This is a genomic window from Nostoc sp. TCL240-02 (assembly GCF_013343235.1).
Lineage (GTDB): Bacteria > Cyanobacteriota > Cyanobacteriia > Cyanobacteriales > Nostocaceae > Nostoc.
The window spans coordinates 7,277,076-7,295,339 of record NZ_CP040094.1 but is presented as its reverse complement, the minus strand read 5'-3'; the positions used below and the strand labels follow the sequence as shown (position 1 = coordinate 7,295,339).

Annotated in this window: 11 protein-coding genes; 4 read left to right on the top strand and 7 right to left on the bottom strand. The window is 41.3% G+C overall.

Translation table 11 applies throughout. From position 1 onward, the window contains the following. Window positions 1-19: 19 nt before the first annotated feature. Window positions 20-406 (bottom strand): response regulator, encoded by a 387-nt coding sequence (locus FBB35_RS31230; protein WP_163927449.1) that lies wholly within the window; start codon window positions 404-406, stop codon window positions 20-22. Between the two features lie 256 nt (window positions 407-662). After that, the gene (locus FBB35_RS31225; protein ID WP_174712845.1) at window positions 663-3,653 is read right to left on the bottom strand and encodes a response regulator; all 2,991 of its coding nucleotides are present in this window, start codon (window positions 3,651-3,653) and stop codon (window positions 663-665) included. Window positions 3,654-3,837: 184 nt separating this feature from the next. Between FBB35_RS31225 and FBB35_RS31220 the strand changes: the two genes are divergently transcribed. Continuing rightward, window positions 3,838-4,242, top strand: coding sequence for an NIL domain-containing protein (locus tag FBB35_RS31220; protein WP_012411079.1), 405 nt, complete (start codon window positions 3,838-3,840; stop codon window positions 4,240-4,242). A 24-nt stretch (window positions 4,243-4,266) separates the two neighbouring features. On the opposite strand, the gene FBB35_RS31215 is transcribed toward FBB35_RS31220, so the two are convergent. Beyond that, complete coding sequence (locus tag FBB35_RS31215; RefSeq protein WP_174712844.1) at window positions 4,267-5,334, bottom strand: DUF3616 domain-containing protein; 1,068 nt, start codon at window positions 5,332-5,334, stop codon at window positions 4,267-4,269. A 281-nt stretch (window positions 5,335-5,615) separates the two neighbouring features. Between FBB35_RS31215 and FBB35_RS31210 the strand changes: the two genes are divergently transcribed. Further along, the gene (locus FBB35_RS31210; protein WP_174712843.1) at window positions 5,616-6,599 is read left to right on the top strand and encodes a CHAD domain-containing protein; all 984 of its coding nucleotides are present in this window, start codon (window positions 5,616-5,618) and stop codon (window positions 6,597-6,599) included. A 353-nt stretch (window positions 6,600-6,952) separates the two neighbouring features. Here the strand turns inward: FBB35_RS31210 and FBB35_RS31205 are convergent, their stop codons facing one another. The 3 genes from FBB35_RS31205 to FBB35_RS31195 form a co-directional block, all read right to left on the bottom strand. Further along, window positions 6,953-10,264 (bottom strand): GAF domain-containing protein, encoded by a 3,312-nt coding sequence (locus tag FBB35_RS31205; RefSeq protein ID WP_174712842.1) that lies wholly within the window; start codon window positions 10,262-10,264, stop codon window positions 6,953-6,955. Between the two features lie 256 nt (window positions 10,265-10,520). Beyond that, window positions 10,521-11,708, bottom strand: coding sequence for a TRC40/GET3/ArsA family transport-energizing ATPase (locus FBB35_RS31200; RefSeq protein ID WP_174712841.1), 1,188 nt, complete (start codon window positions 11,706-11,708; stop codon window positions 10,521-10,523). 440 nt (window positions 11,709-12,148) lie between these two features. Continuing rightward, entirely contained in the window at window positions 12,149-12,979 is an 831-nt protein-coding gene (locus FBB35_RS31195) for a peptidoglycan-binding domain-containing protein (RefSeq protein ID WP_174712840.1), read from the bottom strand. A gap of 451 nt (window positions 12,980-13,430) precedes the next feature. Between FBB35_RS31195 and FBB35_RS31190 the strand changes: the two genes are divergently transcribed. Both FBB35_RS31190 and FBB35_RS31185 read left to right on the top strand, forming a co-directional pair. After that, complete coding sequence (locus FBB35_RS31190; RefSeq protein ID WP_174712839.1) at window positions 13,431-14,618, top strand: anion transporter; 1,188 nt, start codon at window positions 13,431-13,433, stop codon at window positions 14,616-14,618. Between the two features lie 82 nt (window positions 14,619-14,700). Continuing rightward, complete coding sequence (locus tag FBB35_RS31185) at window positions 14,701-15,246, top strand: RNA 2'-phosphotransferase (RefSeq protein ID WP_174712838.1); 546 nt, start codon at window positions 14,701-14,703, stop codon at window positions 15,244-15,246. 1,149 nt (window positions 15,247-16,395) lie between these two features. On the opposite strand, the gene cobJ is transcribed toward FBB35_RS31185, so the two are convergent. Further along, complete coding sequence (gene cobJ, locus FBB35_RS31180) at window positions 16,396-18,123, bottom strand: precorrin-3B C(17)-methyltransferase (RefSeq protein ID WP_174713839.1); 1,728 nt, start codon at window positions 18,121-18,123, stop codon at window positions 16,396-16,398. Between the last annotated feature and the right edge of the window lie 141 nt (window positions 18,124-18,264).

The following is an 18,264-nucleotide window of genomic DNA, read 5'->3' as shown; positions in this document are numbered from 1 at the left end:
CTACCGTTTTCATCTCAGCTTACTTTTCCAGACTCCAACCTAGTGCTAAGGCTACTTCAGCAGCTAATTCTAGCGGATTGAATGGTTTAGCGATCGCACCAATCATTCCCATCTGATTATAACGACGGCGATCGGAAGCCTGGATTTTGGCAGTTAACAAAATTACGGGAATCTTTTTAGTTACCGGATTAGCTTGTAATTTTTCAAAGGTGGCAATCCCATCCATCTCTGGCATCATCACATCTAGTAAAATCGCATCTGGTTGGTAAGTCTCAGCTTTCATTATCCCCTCTTCACCTGAACTCGCTGTTTCAACTTTCCAGCCTGCAACTGTTTCCAAGCAAATCTTGGCAACTTCTTGAATATACTGCTCGTTATCAACCACTAGAATTTGCTTTGTTGCCATCATTGCTATCCTCTTGTTGGTTGTGATTCAATACTTCTTAGTTAAGCATTTTTCACTCGGAATCGGGTTTGGCGTAAAGGATACTAGTACCGCAAGGCGGAATTAAAAATTAAAAATTAAAAATGAATGCAGCATAAGGGTTTCGTTGATTTGGAATGATTGGTTTATTTCCACCGTGTTGTACTAGTTAAAGGTTTTTCCTTTCCCCAAAATCCGAGAAATATTGGGTTGCGATTAATTCGCCTAAGTAACTCTATCAATCGTTGTTCAAATTCCTAGGGACAACACGCCCTTTGGTCAAAAATTCTGCATCTTGACTTAGGCGGCTATTTATAATTTGCTCGTGACCACTATAAATTACAGGAATATTGGAAGAGTTTTGTAAATCAGTATGTGGGAAAGTCCCAAACAACGGCAGAGTGACGTAAAAAGTACTACCTTCGCCCAATATACTTTCAGCCCAGATGCGTCCGCCGTGCTGTTGCATAATGCTTTTACAAATTGCCAAACCTAAACCAGTACCATCATGGTTACGTGAATCTGAAGAGTCAACTTGTTGAAAGCGCTCAAATATACTCTCAAGTTTGTCAGTTGGGATACCGCGTCCGGTGTCTTTGATGGTCAACAAAACTTCATCACCTTCTTGTTGTGCCCCCAACCAAACCGTAGATCCAGCAGACGAAAATTTAATGGCGTTACTCAGTAGGTTAGTTAAGGTTTGGACAATGCGATCGCAATCTGCCAATACTTGACCGGATAGAGCAGAAATGGATAGTGTCACTCCGTCTTTATCAGCCAGAGGCTGGATAACATTTACTGCTTGAGTAATCAAATCAACGATATTGCAGATTTCTGCTTCCATCTTCGCCTTACCCGACTCGATCCGCTCAATGTCTAAGATGTCGTTGATTAAACGTACTAGGCGTTCGGTGCTATCAGTAGCAATTTGCAACAGACGTTTTCCCTGCTCTGAGTCTGTCGGTAGCAAACCACTTGCTAGCATTCCTAGAGAGCCGTAAATCGAAGTTAAAGGTGTGCGGAGTTCATGACTAACAACAGAGATAAACTCATCCTTCATCCGTTCGATTTGCTTGCGCTCTGTAATATCTCGTAAGATAACCGTATAAAATATTTCATCACCCATATCTATTTTAGAGATAGAAGCTTCTGCTGGAAACTCACTTCCATCCTTTCGGCAACCATAAATTTCACGCCGTTCTCCCATCCGCCGGGCAACATTGGGAGATTGCCCAAAGTCAGCTACGTGTTGACGATGTGCTTGGAAAAAGCGCTGCGGTAAGAGTAAATCAAGACCTTGGCCAATCACTTCCTGAGCAGAGTAACCAAAAATCTTCTCTGCTCCTTGATTAAACAAGGTGATATTGTGGAACCCGTTGATAGAAATAATCGCATCATCAGCAATATCTAAAATTCGGGCAAATCGGGCTTGAGAAAACCGTAATTCTTCCTGTGTTTGCTGACGTTCATCAAGTTGTGACTGCAACTGCTGATTCACACTTATTAACTCGGCGGTTCGCTCTGCGACCCTCAACTCTAATTCATCGATAGCTCGGTGAGAGGAAGGGAAAGATGAGGATGAATTTACTCCCCCTGCTCCCCTGCTCCCCTGCTCCCCTGCTCCTCCGCTCCCCTGCCCCCCTGCTCCCCTGCTCCTCTGCTTCCCTGCCCCTCCGCTCCCCTGCGTCACACGCTGCCGTAATTTCATTCGTTCTAAGCGATTGACGATCCGAGTTACAAGTTCTGGCCCGACAATGGGCTTGCTTACAAAGTCATCAGCACCAACGCTAAACACCTGGTTTACCATCTCGGCATCGCTATGAACAGTGAGGAATAAGATGGGTAACTCACTCCAGTGTGAATCGTTGCGTACCAATCGACAAAGCTCTATCCCATTGATATAAGGCAATTCCACATCTAAAATCAGCATATCTGGGGCAACTGCTTCTAAAGTTTCCCAAAACTGAAGCGGATTTTCAAGAGCGATCGCTCTGAGTCCCCAAGGGCTAAGTAAGGTTTGCAACAATGCTTGAATTTGCGGATCGTCATCCACAATCAATATTTTAGTTTCTGCATCGGGATGATTTTGCAGTGGTTGCGTCACTGTTTCTAATTGCAGGATTGGTAATACAGATATTGCCTCTGCATCGTTTCCCTCTATTTCTCGACGTAATAAATTTACCCAACTTTGGAGGTTGCCAATCTCAGATTTACTCAAGATTTGACCAGAATTCAGCAGCAGTTCGATATTGCGGGCCAATTTTGAGCCAAGAGGCAAGCCAAAAGTCCCTAAAGACCCTGCCAAGGTATGGGCTTCTTTGGCTGCAAGGGAGAGTAATTCGGGATTTAAACTATTATTTTGATTTAAAGTTGCGATCGCTTGCTCTAGCACCCTCACCTGCTGCTCCACCCGCCCTTGAAATCGCTGCCAAATTTCTGCAACTGCCATTAGCGCTTGCTGCTGTGATTTGAGATTGGGTACCGGCGATTTTACCCGATCTACTTCCCCTCTGCCCCCCTGTTCCCCTGCTCCCCTGCCCCCCTGCTTCCCCTCTTCCAGTGGTTTCAGACGATAGCCAATACCATAAACTGTTTCAACCAAATCACTGGGCGCTCCTACAGCTTTAAGTTTGTGTCGTAACCCTTTGATATGAGTGCGAACAGCTTCTTCTTGCGGAGTATCTTCATAAGACCAAAGATGTTCTAAAATCATGCCACAGCTAAACACCCGGCGATTATTTCGCAAGAATAGTTCTAACAGAGCAAACTCTTTTGGGGTAAGCGGGAGCAGATTTCCAGCATAAATCGCTTCACAGCTACTAGGGTCTAGCCGCAACTTTCCACACTCCAGAACAGGTTGCGAGGTTACGGCTGGACGACGCAACAGCGCCCGCACACGAGCAACTAACTCTTCTAGATCAAAGGGTTTAACTAAATAATCATCTGCACCTGCATCTAAGCCGATCGCTTTCTCATGACTACTATCGCGCCCTGTCATCAACAATATCGGCATTTGCAGACCATTAGACCGAATTTTACGACAAAGACTAATGCCATCCAGCTTGGGCAAAACTACATCGAGGAGAATTAAATCATAATCGTAAGCTTGAATAAAATCCCAAGCAGCATCGCCATCAGTGGCAACTTCAACCGCATAGTTTTGGTTAGTCAAAAGGTTGGTCAGTGTATATGCATTTAACTCGTCATCTTCTACAACTAATATTTTCATGTTAAAAGCTTTCCAAGTTAAAATGGATACAACAAATAACAACTAATAAACTTAAATTGGAAAAAAAAATATAGTGCTTTTTAAATAATTAAACCACATCATTCCCTACTGCCTACATCGTCTAAATCTTTCGATTCATAAAACTTCCAATACGCTACAACAGAAAAAACCCTCTGCTAAACCTGTGAAAAAACGAGTAACACTAACCTTCCCGAAACGCGCCGTGCAAATGCCAGTCACTTACGTACTGGCCAAAGAATTCAACGTCGCTGCTAATATTATCCGTGCCCAAGTTGCCCCAAATCAAATTGGCAAACTCGTAGTGGAACTAGCGGGAGATATCGATCAACTAGATGCCGCTATCGAGTGGATGCGATCGCGCCATGTTAACGTCTCTTATACTTTAGGCGAAATAGCGATCGACGAGGATGTCTGTGTCCATTGTGGCTTGTGTACCGGGGTTTGTCCTACTGAAGCCCTCACTCTCCACCCAGAGACATACAAACTGACATTCACGCGATCGCGTTGCATCGTCTGCGAACAGTGTATCCCCACTTGTCCCGTACAAGCAATCTCCACTAACCTTTAACAATCCAAAATCCAAAATTCATCTTTATTCCATCTTAAACACATCCGCTACTACACCACCATCACCCACCAGCCTACTTTTTGCTGGAGAGTCATAAACTACCAATAGTGAAGGTATACCAGCCACATCCTGAAACAGCGTTATTCCCTCAGCATGATCTTCCCGATTTCCATAAGGAATATCCTGGACAAAATCTGGATTGCTAAAGACATTTTCTCGCAGATTCACGCCGTTGACCCAACGATAAATTTGCACGGGCCCATCTAAATCCATCGTTGGGCCAGCTAAAATCAAAAAATCTTTGCCATCTACACACAAATCCCGAATTCCCAAACCATTCAACCAGACAAAATGCTTTTTATATAATTCCTTTGCTTCCCCAATTTGCCGCAGTTTCAGAATTTCAGGGCTAGAATCTTCTAACTCAATTTGTAGCACCATAGCCCAACCTCGCAATACAGGGCCACGCAAACCCAAAAAAATCCGGCTTTGATAAACGCCTATTCCTTCAATATCAAAGCCATTATCTTTTCCTGGAATTGATGCCTTGATAAACAAGCCTAAATGAGGGTCATCTGCCAAAGCTGTCATCAGCAAATTACCCTGTTCCGTTACCTCTAGTTTCGCGGCATTCAACTGCACATCTGGATTGTGGGGATGTGGACAAGATGAGAATAAGCTACTGTTTATGAGAGGAATCCGTCCTAAGACGTAACGGTTAGGTTCTGATTCAATTTTTGCTAGCCGTTTAAAGTTTTGTGCATCAGTCTTATCAGGTGTAGGCTTTTTACGTTTGTAGCTATGAGAACCAACAAACCATAGATAATAATCAGTGTAAGCAAGTCCCTCGATATCTATTTCTTCATTTTCTGGTGCAGGTAGGTTGATAAATTCTGCTACCCGAAATTGTTGATGGTCTGTAAATTTATCGGTATCAACTAAAGAGAGACGCTCAATAGTTGAAGTTTCATCTGACCCTAACCATAAATACTTCTGATGTGTTAGCAACAATGCTGATAAATCTTCTCTATGTTCTTTAAAATTATCTATAAAAGTCAAGATAACTTTATTCAGTAAATGTGAGTTTGACATTCTAAATCATCCTGATGATTGCAAAAAGGTTAATCATGCTATCATAATAAATTATTCATGTAAAAAATTATTATCAGCTATCTTGCATATTAAATCGCAAAGGTGAATATGCGTTTTAGACCTTTGGTAGATGGTGTATATTATTATTAATAGTATGCAACTATCAATAGTAATAAAAAGCATAACAAGTTCATTGAATAAAAAATATATTCAAAATAGATGTAAATTTTTAACTAATGTTATTATGCAATAACCTCATGAGGTAGTAATTAAGCTCAATTATGAAATTAGCCACACAAACCACGGTAAAAACTCTAGGGGACTACGCCTACCAAGCGATCCAAAAACACTTTAAGAAAACCTTGAAGTGGGAAAAATCAGTAAAGAAAGATGAAGATCCAGAAGCGCTTCATCAAATGCGAGTCGGAATGCGTCGTTTACGCACGGCTGTAACTAGGTTTGGACTAGCAGTGGATGTACCAAAACCAATCAGCGATAAAAATATTGGTAAAATAGCCCGTCGTCTTGGTAATCTGCGAGATTTAGACGTACTCAAAGAAAGTTTGGAAAACAATTACAAACCAAACTTACCCCACAAAGAACAGGAATCTTTACAAACAGCTTTCAACGCTTTAGCTAAACAACGTGAAGATGTACTATCAAGTGTACAGAAAACGTTAAAAGATGAATCTTACAAGTCTTTAAAAGAGGCATTAGATAAGTGGTTAGATAAACCAACCTATCAACCATTGGCATCTATTACTATCCAGCAAGTACTACCAGATTTACTTCTACCAGAAGTGAGTAACTTTTTACTACATCCAGGTTGGCTAGTTGGTACTCAACTTGTGGAAGCAGAGGTAAAAATTCAGAATAACTGGGAACCAGAAAAGATAGAACAACAATTAACAACACAAGGCGAAATTCTGCATAGTTTGCGAAAAGAAGCTAAACGTATACGCTACCAGATGGAGTTATTTACAGACTTATATGGTGAGTCTTACGGAGCTTATATGACAGAAGTGAAAAATATCCAAGAAATTTTGGGTACGATGCAAGATAGTGCGGTCTTAACTGACTGGCTTGGCAAGGTATTTAAATCAGAAATTAAGACTGAGTTGCCTACCCTTGCTAGTTTGTTAACTGAAAATCGTTATCAGTCGTGGCAGCAGTGGCAACCCTTGCAAGAACGGTATTTGAAAGCTGAAACTAGGCATAGCTTTCATTTAACAATATTGCACCCACTTTCAGGAGTAATCAATTAAAAGTTGCTCTTTATTAGGCAAGGGTTGAAGAAGGCAGGAGGAAGAAAATATATTTTTGCCCTCTGCCATTTTCTTTAGGACTAACGTATTGACAGGTAAGACTAAATATAGATCAATACAGTTTAGATAAGGCCAAAACACTTGTAAAGAAGGCAATTGATCGCGTCTCAAAAACCAAAAATTTTTGCCAGTAGCCCTTAACCCAAGCGTATTGAAATATAGATGATTTTAAAAACTACATCTATCTTAGGAGCAATTCATGAATTGCCCCTACGGTACTGCTGTATTTCTCATCAAAGAATGATTTCTTCTCCTTCACCTGCCTTAAGCTTTACTATGGAAGTTAATTTTCTCTAAGATTTGGTAATTTGGCTCACCGGAATTTCAATCCAAAATTCTGTACCTAACCCCGGCTGAGAATCACATTTCAACACACCACCGTGTTTATCTACGACAATTTGATAACTTATTGATAAACCCAAACCAGTGCCTTTTCCCACTGGTTTAGTAGTGAAAAATGGATCACAGATTCTTGCTTTCAGAGCTTCGGGTATTCCTGAGCCATTATCTGCAATGCGAATTACTACGCTCTTGATATTGCCTTCAAGCTCTCCAAGAGCAGTACGAATGGTAATTTGACTGTTATGAAGTTTTGATGGAGATTCCCTGTAATCTTCAAGAGCATCGATCGCATTGCTTAAAACATTCATAAATACTTGATTCAGTGGCCCGGCATAGCATTCTACTAAGGGAAGCTCACTGTATTCTTTGACTAATGTAATAGCCGGACTTTCTGGTTTTGCTTTCAAACGATGTTGCAAAATTAGCAAAGTGCTATCAATGCCCTCGTGAATATCAACCGGCTTCATTTCTGCCTCATCAAGGCGAGAGAAATTCCGTAAACCCAAGACAATCTGACGGATGCGATCAACCCCAATTTTCATGGAAGATAAAGTTTTCGGCAAATCTTCGATGAGAAATTCTAAGTCTACCTCGAAGGCGCGATCGCGAATCTCAGGGCTGGGGTTAGGTGTATTTTGTAAATAGAGGTCTAGTATACTCAGTAAATCTTGGGCGTAATTGTTGACATGATTGATGTTGCCATAAATGAAGTTGACGGGGTTATTAATTTCATGAGCAACACCAGCTACCAGTTGACCTAATGAGGACATTTTCTCAGTTTGGATCAGTTGGGTTTGAGTTTGCTTTAAATCATGCAGAGCTTGAGTCAGCTTTTCTGTCTGCTCTTTGGTTTGATTATGTAATTGGGCTTGTTTAAGGGCAACCCCAAGCTGATTGGCAATTTGAGTGATAAACTTAATTTCCGAGGCTTCCCAATGGCGGGGTGCAGAGTTCTGATAAGCTGCTAATAAGCCCCATAGCTGCTGCCCAATAAATATCGGTGCGATCGCATAAGCCCTTGCTTGAATTTGCTCTAGAACTGAAATATGGCATTGAGAATGTCCAACTTGATAAATATCATCTACTGCAAAAGTTTCATTATGACGATATCGGCCACCTTGGGTTTCCTGCAAATAGCTATCTTGCCAAACTGTCTTAGTATCATAACCTACTAGTTTTACCCAACGATCGCTTACAAACTCGGCAATATATTCACCACTCCAATCAGCTTGGAAGCGGTAAACTGCAACTCGATCTGCCTGTAGTGATTTACAGATTTCTTGGGTGGTTGTCTGAAAAATCGCATCTAGATCGAGAGATTCTCTAACTTTGGCGACAACTTCAAACAATACTCGTTGTTGTTCTGCTGCTTGTTGTAAATTTAACGTCTGTTGTCGAGTCTGAGTGAGTAATTCAGCTTGCTGTAATGCTACACCCATTTGGGCCGCAATCTGAATGAGAAAGTTAACTTCAGAGGCTTTCCATTGTCGGGGACCAGTGTGTTGATAAGTTGCCAGCAAACCCCAAAGTTTTTGCCCAACAAAGATCGGAGCAAGCACAAAAGCGTGAATTTGAAACTGCTCTAGGTTGTCGATATGACACTTAGCAAATCCCATCTTGTAGATGTCATCGACTGCAAATGTTTCATTGTTGCGATAGCGTCCTCCCTGTGTATCTTGTAAGTAGGTGTCATTCCAAACCGTATTAATACCTAGTTCTGACTCATTCGACCAATATGGACTAGCAGCTTCGAAATCACCAACAAATTCACCACCCCAATTAGAATCGAAACGATAAACAGAAACGCGATCCGCTTTGATTAATTGACAAACCTCTTTAGTGGTGGTTTGAAAAATGGTATTTGTGTCTAGAGATTCTCGAATCTCGGCAATAACCTTAAACACAGCTTGTTCTTGTTCTGATGACCGTTTTAACTCAACTGTACGTCTTTTAACTTGTTTTTCTAAATTTTCATTGAAGACTTGTACTTGTTGGTACAATTCATATTGCTGAATTGCTGAAGCAAAATGTTTACCTAGATTTCTAGCCAGTTCAATTTCTTCAACCGTCCATTTTTGAGCTTGTGCTTTTTTAGATTCGCGCCAAACCTCAAACGATCGCCGGGGGTACAGTTGCCTGTGATCGCTGTCATACTGTCCTGCCCATAAAGTCTCTGTATCTACTTCATGGCGGAAAATACTTAAGTAGCCCAGTAACTGCTGACGATACTGAAGTGGGATTGTCAATATGCCGCGAATTTTAGTTGGTTGAAAAGCAACTTGTAAACTTCGCAACTCAGGGTTATTATATATATCTGAAATTGCCCAAACATCGTAGTTACCAGACTTATAGTGTTCTTGCCAGATACTATACTGCTCTATTAGTGGATATATAGTTTGTTCTGGCATCACAGGTTGCTGTCCACAGATAAAAAGCTTGATACAAGTGTTTCCTGGTATTAAGCATTCTGTTAAACTAGCCATGTTGCCATTGTTGAAATCAAAAGCTTCATTTCTAATGCAAAGTCTGCCACCAACGCCGTTAAAGGCAGTAACAGCCGCTTCTAAGGCTGGCTGTAATACAATAGTCGGCAGTGAATGCAACAGAGTAGCAATGCGGTTAATGATAGTTTCTTGTTCGGCTGTTTTGCGGACTTGAGTGAGCAAGGTACTTTGAGCGATCGCTACAGAGAGTTGCTCTACCACCATTTGCACTGCTTCTAGTTCATATTCTGAAATCAAACGCGCTTCCGAATTATGAGAAACCAGTAGCCCCCAGAGTTGATCTTGATAGAGAATAGGCGCTACCACAGAGGATTTTACCCCCATTGCCCTCAAATATTCAATATGGCAGGAGTCTACAGAGCGGTAACGGATCTCCTCTGATATAGTTTCTCCATTATCCAAGTCACGCAGGTGAATTTGACCAATTTCTTGAGTATCAACATTCACAACAGAACGCACCTGTAATTTTATAAATAGCTCACGGGCGCTGAGTGGAATATCGTCTGCTGGGAAATTTAGCCCCAGTAATGACGGTAAACGATTATTGTAAATTGACTCAGCAATGACCTGACCACTTCCATCGGCATGAAATTTGTAAATCATCACTCGGTCAGTTTTTAATAGCGATCGCACCTCTGCCGTTGTCACTGTGATAATTTCTTCTAACTCTAAGCTTCGTCGGATACGGTTTGTAATCCGGCGTAGTAAACTTTCTTCCTGGTTATATAAAGGCAAATTTTGTTCAGGATTGGAGGTCATCGCTTATATAAAAATAAATTAGTAGTTTTCAAACCGAAATTATTAAATCTAAAAACATTGTGAAATTTATTTCATCAATTTGTCTTCAGTAAAACTACGGTCTAATTACTAGTGAAAATATTTATTTGTCTTTTGTAAAAATTCATCAAAAAATCATGAAAAAAGACGCTAAAAAATTGCGTCTATACTAGCTATTAAGATAAAGTTCTTGCTTGTTAGTTACAATTTTTTGTTGATAGAGAAACATTCAACAAAATTAAACTTTTGTGTTGTCAGCAAAGCGGATTTTTAGATAGTCATCTTCCATCTTTGCCCCTCCTGGTTGTAATGCTGCTAAGGCTTGTGGCAAAACTAAGTTACGACGATGGTTGCCAATAGTAATGTTTAATTCGTCTCCTGTTTTACTTAGTTGAACTTGGTCTTTAGGAATACCAGGTAGATAAATTTCTAAGCTGTATTGATTTTCCTCTTGCACGACTCTAAGAGTAGTTTCTTTGTAATAAACTTGAGTCGGATCTTCATCTTTATAAAGAGTTTCCTTGAGGCGTTCCAATGCAGCTAATCCACACATTTCTTCAGAAAATAGGGGAACTTCTTTCACAGGTAGAGGGTGGAAATTATCATGAATTTCCTGGCGATATTGTTCCTGACTTTCCTTCCAACGTTGGAAAAATGGGTCTTGGACAACGCTTGGAATAATCCGATTAGCCACTACTAAATCTGTTGCAACATTATATAAACTCAGATAAGCATGGGCACGCAGAGATTCTTTAATCACCATCTTTTCAGGATTTGTGACTAGACGTACTGAGGTTTGGGTATTGTCTGTTAATACTTTTTCTAGAGCTTCAATTTGTTCATAAAACTCATAAGGTGCATCCATCACCTCTTTATCGGGTAGCGAAAAACCAGCAATTGGCCTAAAAAAAGGTTCAACCAGAGGGCGAAGTGCTACCGAGATGTTTTGAAATGGTTTGTAAAAACGGCGCATATACCAACCACCGACTTCAGGTAGACTCAGCAAGCGCAGCGCAGTGCCAGTGGGGGCTGAGTCGATAATTAATACATCAAACTCACCTTCATCGTAATGGCGTTTCATTCTTACCAAACCAAAAATCTCATCCATGCCTGGCAAAATCGCCAATTCTTCCGCCTGTACGCCGTCTAAACCCCTCGCTTGTAAAACTTGGGTAATGTAACGTTTTACAGCACCCCAGTTTCCCTCTAGTTCTTGCAGCGCATCTAGTTCTGCACCCCACAAATTTGGGCGAATTTTTTGGGGTGCATGTCCTAGTTCTATGTCAAAACTATCAGCTAGGGAATGAGCCGGATCTGTACTTAAAACCAATGTCTGATAGCCTAGTTCTGCACAACGGAGTCCAGTTGCAGCAGCGACGGAAGTTTTGCCCACGCCGCCTTTACCAGTCATTAAAATTACACGCATAGATGCTTCTATCCTGCCTGAGAATTTTTTACATTTATTTACATTATCGACTGTTTAAGGAAAATAAATGTTGTCTCCAGGCATGAACAGCATCTAAATCTAGGGCGCGATCGCGGCAAAGCTAGCGTGGAAAAATCATTCTATCAATGAAGGCAGGAGGTAGAGGACAATTTTCCTCATACCTTCCGCCTCCTTAGAGGTACGAAAAAAGAAGAAGATTAAAAAACCATGTTTCTTACTCAGCAAAGTAAAAAATTTGGTTTTTAAGTTGATGTTTTCTAGTTAATGGTTTGAGGTTAGTTGATTAGTATAAATTATAACCAAAAACCAAAATCTGTTCTGGAACCTTACATTGAAAGCAATGCGAGGGTAAGATTTTGACCTGAAATTGAGAATATGGGTAAGGGGCTTTGGAAGTTTTCCAAGAGCGATCGCTTTGTTTACTTTTTATTCCAGAGACTTAAAAATGCTTGAGAGATGGCTGGGGTAATCTGACTTTGTAAGTGATTTAGTGCATCACGATGGTTTTGATTGTTGTCGTCATAATAAATGAACAAATTCGTCAGCTTGATAATCTCAGGATTTTGATCGTTTGTCCCTCTCCATTTGTTGGTAACTTTGTGTAAAACGTCCTTGGGTAGGTTTTGTTGTAAGTTATTTAACGCTGCGATGTAAGAAGGATTTTGAGGATTCTTTTTGAATTGGAAGCACAAATCTATCAGCTTGAGTTGTGATTGTGGGGGGATTGGAGGCTTATCTGTTAGGTTAGGCTGCTGTAGAATTTGACGCTGTTCAAAAGTGGCAATGCCATTTTCAGTTAAACCCTGAGATTTCTGAAATTTCTTGACTGCTGTATAAGTGGCTGGCCCATAAAAAGGCTTGTCTGGAGGAATTTCGGCAGGGGTTGCAAAACCGTGAAACTTCAATCTATTTTGAAGTCCTTTGACTGTCTCTTCCATTACAGTTCGAGTCTCAGCATCAGCGTTACCATTTACCACAAGTTTTTGTGAGTACTGCTTCTGAAACTTTTTAATCGCTTCTTCAGTAAGATCGTCTGTTAATGAGTTGTTATTGCGCTTCCAGGGAGCGAATTTAGTCAGATCCGGCTTCGGATCAATCTCAGGTGCTAAATATCCCAGCCCGATCAAGATATGACGGATGACTTCAGGGCTACTAATGGCCATGCTCTTCGATTCCTTTGCTACTAAACTACCATTTAATGTATCTGGTTTTACAAAAATTAAGTAAGTAGAGATAAATAAATCTAACATATCTTATTTGCAAGGCGTTCCAAAAGTTAAGCGATGTATCACACCAAGTTGCTTTCCTAGAAGAGGTTCGGCGTAAGTAACTAAACACCTGAACAAAGAAAAGTGGTTTTAAGTCTTGGTGAGCGATCGCGATTGCTTATTCTCAACTATTGATGATGATACTACGTGCTAAGGGCATACATCTTAAGTGACATACTCCTACACTTCACACTTAAAGTTGCATAGCCCAACTTTATGAAGTTTTGTAGATATGGTTACTCGTTCGGTAACGCATCAACGAAGCGTGAAAGCACTTGATTGGTTGAATGTATTTTTAGCAGATATTCAGGATCTATGGCTGCGATCGCAACTCTTGCTTTAATTTTCTTCTGGTTTTTCATGCCCGAAACTAAATCTACAGCCTATCCGGTAAGCTCTAAATCGGGACTTGCTACGTTTAGGGAATAGAGCAATGGTAGTTTTGCGATATCTCGTGATTATTATTACCTACATCGGGCTAGGATTAGGATACTTGCCCGGACTGCGGATGAATCGGGCGACGATCGCCATTGTTGGTGCTGCCTTCTTAATGGCATTGGGAGTACTAGATTTGCCTGCGGCGTGGGGTGCGATCGACTACAAAACACTAATTTTTCTATTTGGCATGATGATAATCAGTGCCAATCTCGCTGCCTCTGGTTTTTTCCAGCTTGCCCTTGATTATACAATCCGCCGCATCCACAGCCCATTTGGATTACTGGTGGTGTTAACTTTTGGCAGTGGCATCCTCTCAGCACTTTTTCTCAATGATACGATTGCTCTAATTTTGACACCTTTAGTAGTTGGTATTACCCAATTGCTCAAGCTTAAACCTATTCCCTATTTGCTGGCGCTAGCAGGTGCAACTAACCTCGGTTCCGTTGCCACCTTGAGCGGTAATCCTCAAAATATCTTGATTGGTTCCTTTTCTGGCATTAGTTATCTAGATTTTGCGAAAGCTTTAACACCACTTGCGTTGATTTGTTTGACGATTCAGATAGGTTTATTGTGGTGGTTATATCCAGAGGTGCGATCGCTTCGTCCTTACTTAAAAGTAAAACCACCCCGCTACCACATATTCAAGCCACTGTTAATTAAAAGTCTATTGATTACCACCGGATTACTAGTAGCATTTTTAATCGGAATTCCTACTGCTGAAGTTACCTTAATTGCTGCCGCCCTATTACTGGTAACGCGCCGCCTCAAGCCTGAGCGAATTTTACAAAAGGTAGACTGGGATTTGCTATTAATGTTTTGTGGACTGTTCATCCTTACCGAGGGTGTGCAAAAACTTGGTTCCTTAGAATGGCTTTCTCGTTTTGTTGACAATCCCTTGAGCATTTTGGGGATAACAGCGTTGCTATCAAATTTAGTGTCGAATGTACCAGCTGTACTGCTACTACATCACCTAATTCCTCATCCCGACACCCGCACTTGGCTACTACTCGCGGCGGCTTCAACACTGGCAGGAAATCTCACCCTGCTGGGTTCGGTGGCAAACTTGATTGTCGCGGAGGCTGTTGCCAAACAGGGATATCGACTCACTTTTGGGGAACATTTGCGCTTTGGGCTACCGCTAACTGTTATCACCTTGATGCTTACCTATTTTTGGATTGCTTAAAATTTTTGTAAAATCATCAATGAAAATCGTGATGTAACATATAAATACACGACTGTAATATAAATATACCAATTACAAGTAAATGAGTGATTCTCGTCTCGTCAAAATCAGCAAATATCTCAGCAAATATCTGCGACATACGCCGGATGCAATTGGAATTAAACTTGCTCCTGGTGGTTGGGTTACTGTTGATGAATTAATTACCGCTTGTGCTAAAAACAAGTTTTCGATTACCCGTCAAGAATTAGAGGCAGTAGTAGAATCTAGCGATAAACAACGTTTTTCTTTTGATTCAACAGGTACTCTGATTCGTGCTAACCAAGGACATAGTGTAGAAGTCGATTTACAATTAGAACCTGTTGTTCCCCCAGATGAGCTTTATCATGGCACGGGACACAAATCTGTAGATTCAATTATGGAAACAGGACTTTGCAAGATGTCACGGCATCATGTCCATTTATCCAAGGATATTGCAACAGCACAAACTGTTGGTGCAAGACATGGAAAACCAGTGGTTTTTGCTATATCTGCTACCGCAATGTATCAGGCGGGTTACATTTTCTATTGTTCTGATAATGGTGTTTGGTTAGTGGATTGTGTGCCACCTGAGTATCTCCAAAAAATTTGAATTTTCATCGGTTGTTAAGAGTGATTTAGTACTCCGATTTAAAATCCTGGGTAAAGTATTAATACATGAGGTAAATATTTGTTGTTGGGATAAGACAATAGGTAGAAGGGTTTTAGGCTAGTTCATTTTTCTTGATATAGTTTTATTTTATTGTGCCAACTTACTTAGTTGCATCTTGTGGTTTGATTGGGTGAGCAAAGCGATCGCTTCTTCATCTAAGCAAAACTCTTGAGTCGCTTCATAAGTTCAAGAAACTTGACAGCCGTTTGCACTGAGTTTGGCTTGTAAACCTGGGGTAGAGAAGCGACCTACGCGCAGCATCTTATAGAGAGCGTAATTAGTAATTACGAAGTGAGCAGAGCTTACCGTAGGTATCGCTTGAATACATAACTAGTAGTCTGTCAATTAAATTTTGGGGGATTGTTTGTACTATCCAAAACCTTGTAGAGACGCGAAATTTCACGTCTTTACATCCGTCATTTTGATGTTGACAGACTACTAGCAATTTGGTATCTGCGAAATATAGGTTATAAAGCAATACAGTTCAGATAAGATCAAAACACTTGTAGAGACGGCGATTTATCGCGTCTCAAAAACCCAAAATTTTGCCAGTAGCTCTTAGATAAACCGTATTGGGTTATAAAGATAGCAATCACTTATGTATAGATACAAAAAAGTCCGCTTTCGCGGACTTAAATAAGGGCTTCTGTCACTTTTTCGGCTACAATCATGTATGAATCATGATGCTTTTATTGTTAATTATCGACCAAAAAAAATCAAGATATTTCAGCTAGATTAATGGACATATTTACTGGAATTATATCTTTTTACAAATACTCAAAATAATTAAATATTTAATTGTATAAAATGACTTTTTTTATTATTTCATTTTCATAAAAAAACGAGTTTATAATAACATGAATTTACTTAAATACAAAAGTATGTTTGGACAAAATACAGACATATATGTCTTTTGAAAGTTAAATATTTACAAGGTTTTTAGATTAAAAAGGTAAAGGTGGTCAGGTATAACAGCCCCAGGAGTGAATTCCCAGTCCTGGGGTTTTATTATGCGATCGCACAAAAAGTGGATTAAAAAAATGCCTCCCTAACAAAAGAGAAGTTTGCCTTGTTTTTACGGCGTTATGCCTACTGTTCGGTATAGCGGCGCGGCGTATAAACCCAGAGATTACCATCACTGCGTTTGATAGTTCGGGTTTTTGTGGAACCAACGAGAATAATTGTTCGCATATCAGCGCTTGCTGGTGTTAACTGGTCAAGTGCGATCGCTTTCACCGTCTGTCCTGGTCTGCCGAGATTCCGCGCCAACACTACTGGGGTATCCGGTGTTCTATGTCGCAGCAAAATATTTTTTGCTTCTGCTAGTTGCCAAGTACGCTCTTTGGAAACAGGATTGTAGAAAGCGATGACGAAATCAGCCTCGGCAGCAGCAGCAATTCGTTGTTCGATAGCAGACCAAGGCTTCAAGATATCAGAGAGGGAAATGGCACAGAAGTCATGTCCCAGGGGCGCACCAATGGCTGCTGCTGCTGCCTGCATAGCTGAAATACCTGGTGCTACATGAATGTCGATACTATCCCATTCGGGTTTAGCATAGCGATCGCATACTTCAAAAACTGCTGTTGCCATTGCATAGATACCAGGGTCGCCAGATGAAACGACAGCTACATATCGCCCAGATGCTGCCAAATCAAGGGCCATTTTTGCCCGTGCTTCTTCTTCGCGGTTGTCAGACTCATGCCGTTGCTTGCCATCAGCCAGAGAACCGATTAAATCTAAATAAGTTTTATAACCCACGAGGTCAGTTGCCGACTTGAGTATCTCTTTAACTTCTGGAGACATCCATTGCGAACCACCAGGCCCCGTGCCTATAATCGCTAACCTTCCGCGTGGCTGACCGATGATGTTGGGGTCAATTGGTTGGGGGGCAATAGCGATCGCAACGTCGGGAGATGACGAAGATAAGGGGAATGTGCCTGTAGCTGCGATCGCTGCTGCTTGAGCGGAGCTATAACCTTGTGATAACAAACTTTCTAACTGATTTGGGGTAAAAAAGCGGGCAGGTACTCCCAAGGCGCTAGCGACAGCGTGGATTGCGGAATTGGCTGCGGCGGTCATGGGTGCAAATATCCCGGCGACTGATGTTTTTTCTAGTGCGACATCGGCTAGTAGCTGTTGTACAAAAGCGACTGCATCATCAATGGTGTCATTAATTGCGATCGCGATCGTTGCTGGGTGATACACAAGACAATTGGCTGTAGGAGTTACCAAACGTTCCGTAACTTGGATGGTCAAATCTCCATTGGGATTTATGGGTAATTTACTATCGCTCAACCAAGGCGCTATGCCTTCTAGTCTGACTTCTGCCCCCGCTAGCACATCTGAAATAAATTTCTTAGCATCGTCTGGGTTTGCTAAAAGGTATCCGTGAGGAGGAGACAAGAGGGTTGTACCCAAACGTAAATCACCTGTAGTTGTAATTGCAGGTTTAACATCAAGCGCTTCGGCAATGCGGCGGGCCAAATCGTTTACCCCACCAAGTCCGCCCAAGAGGGGGACAACAGCACTACCATCTTCAGCCACAGCTAACACAGGTGGTTCCTGCTGTTTATCCGAGAGTATGGGAGCTAGCGTCCTAATTAAAATTCCGGCGGCACAAATGCCAATTAGCGGCGTTCCCTGAGCAAATAACTCGCGTAACGTGTCGCCAAAATTAGTAAAACTGACATCCACTCCCGATGTGCGACCCGCTAGACCATATAGCGTCGCTCCTGGTAGAACGCTGATTATTTGGCGTGCTACTGTCACACTATTTTGACCTAGTACTACAATGGCGGGTGCAACGTTCATGATCATAAGTAGATATCTTGCAACATTTCGATATCCTTCAAATGAAACCACAGATTTAGTCATGAAAAAACTTCCCGTTTACCAGCTTAGGGAATTCAGAGTGCAATGTCTATGACGGGCTTCTCTACCAAAGGCTACGCCAACGCA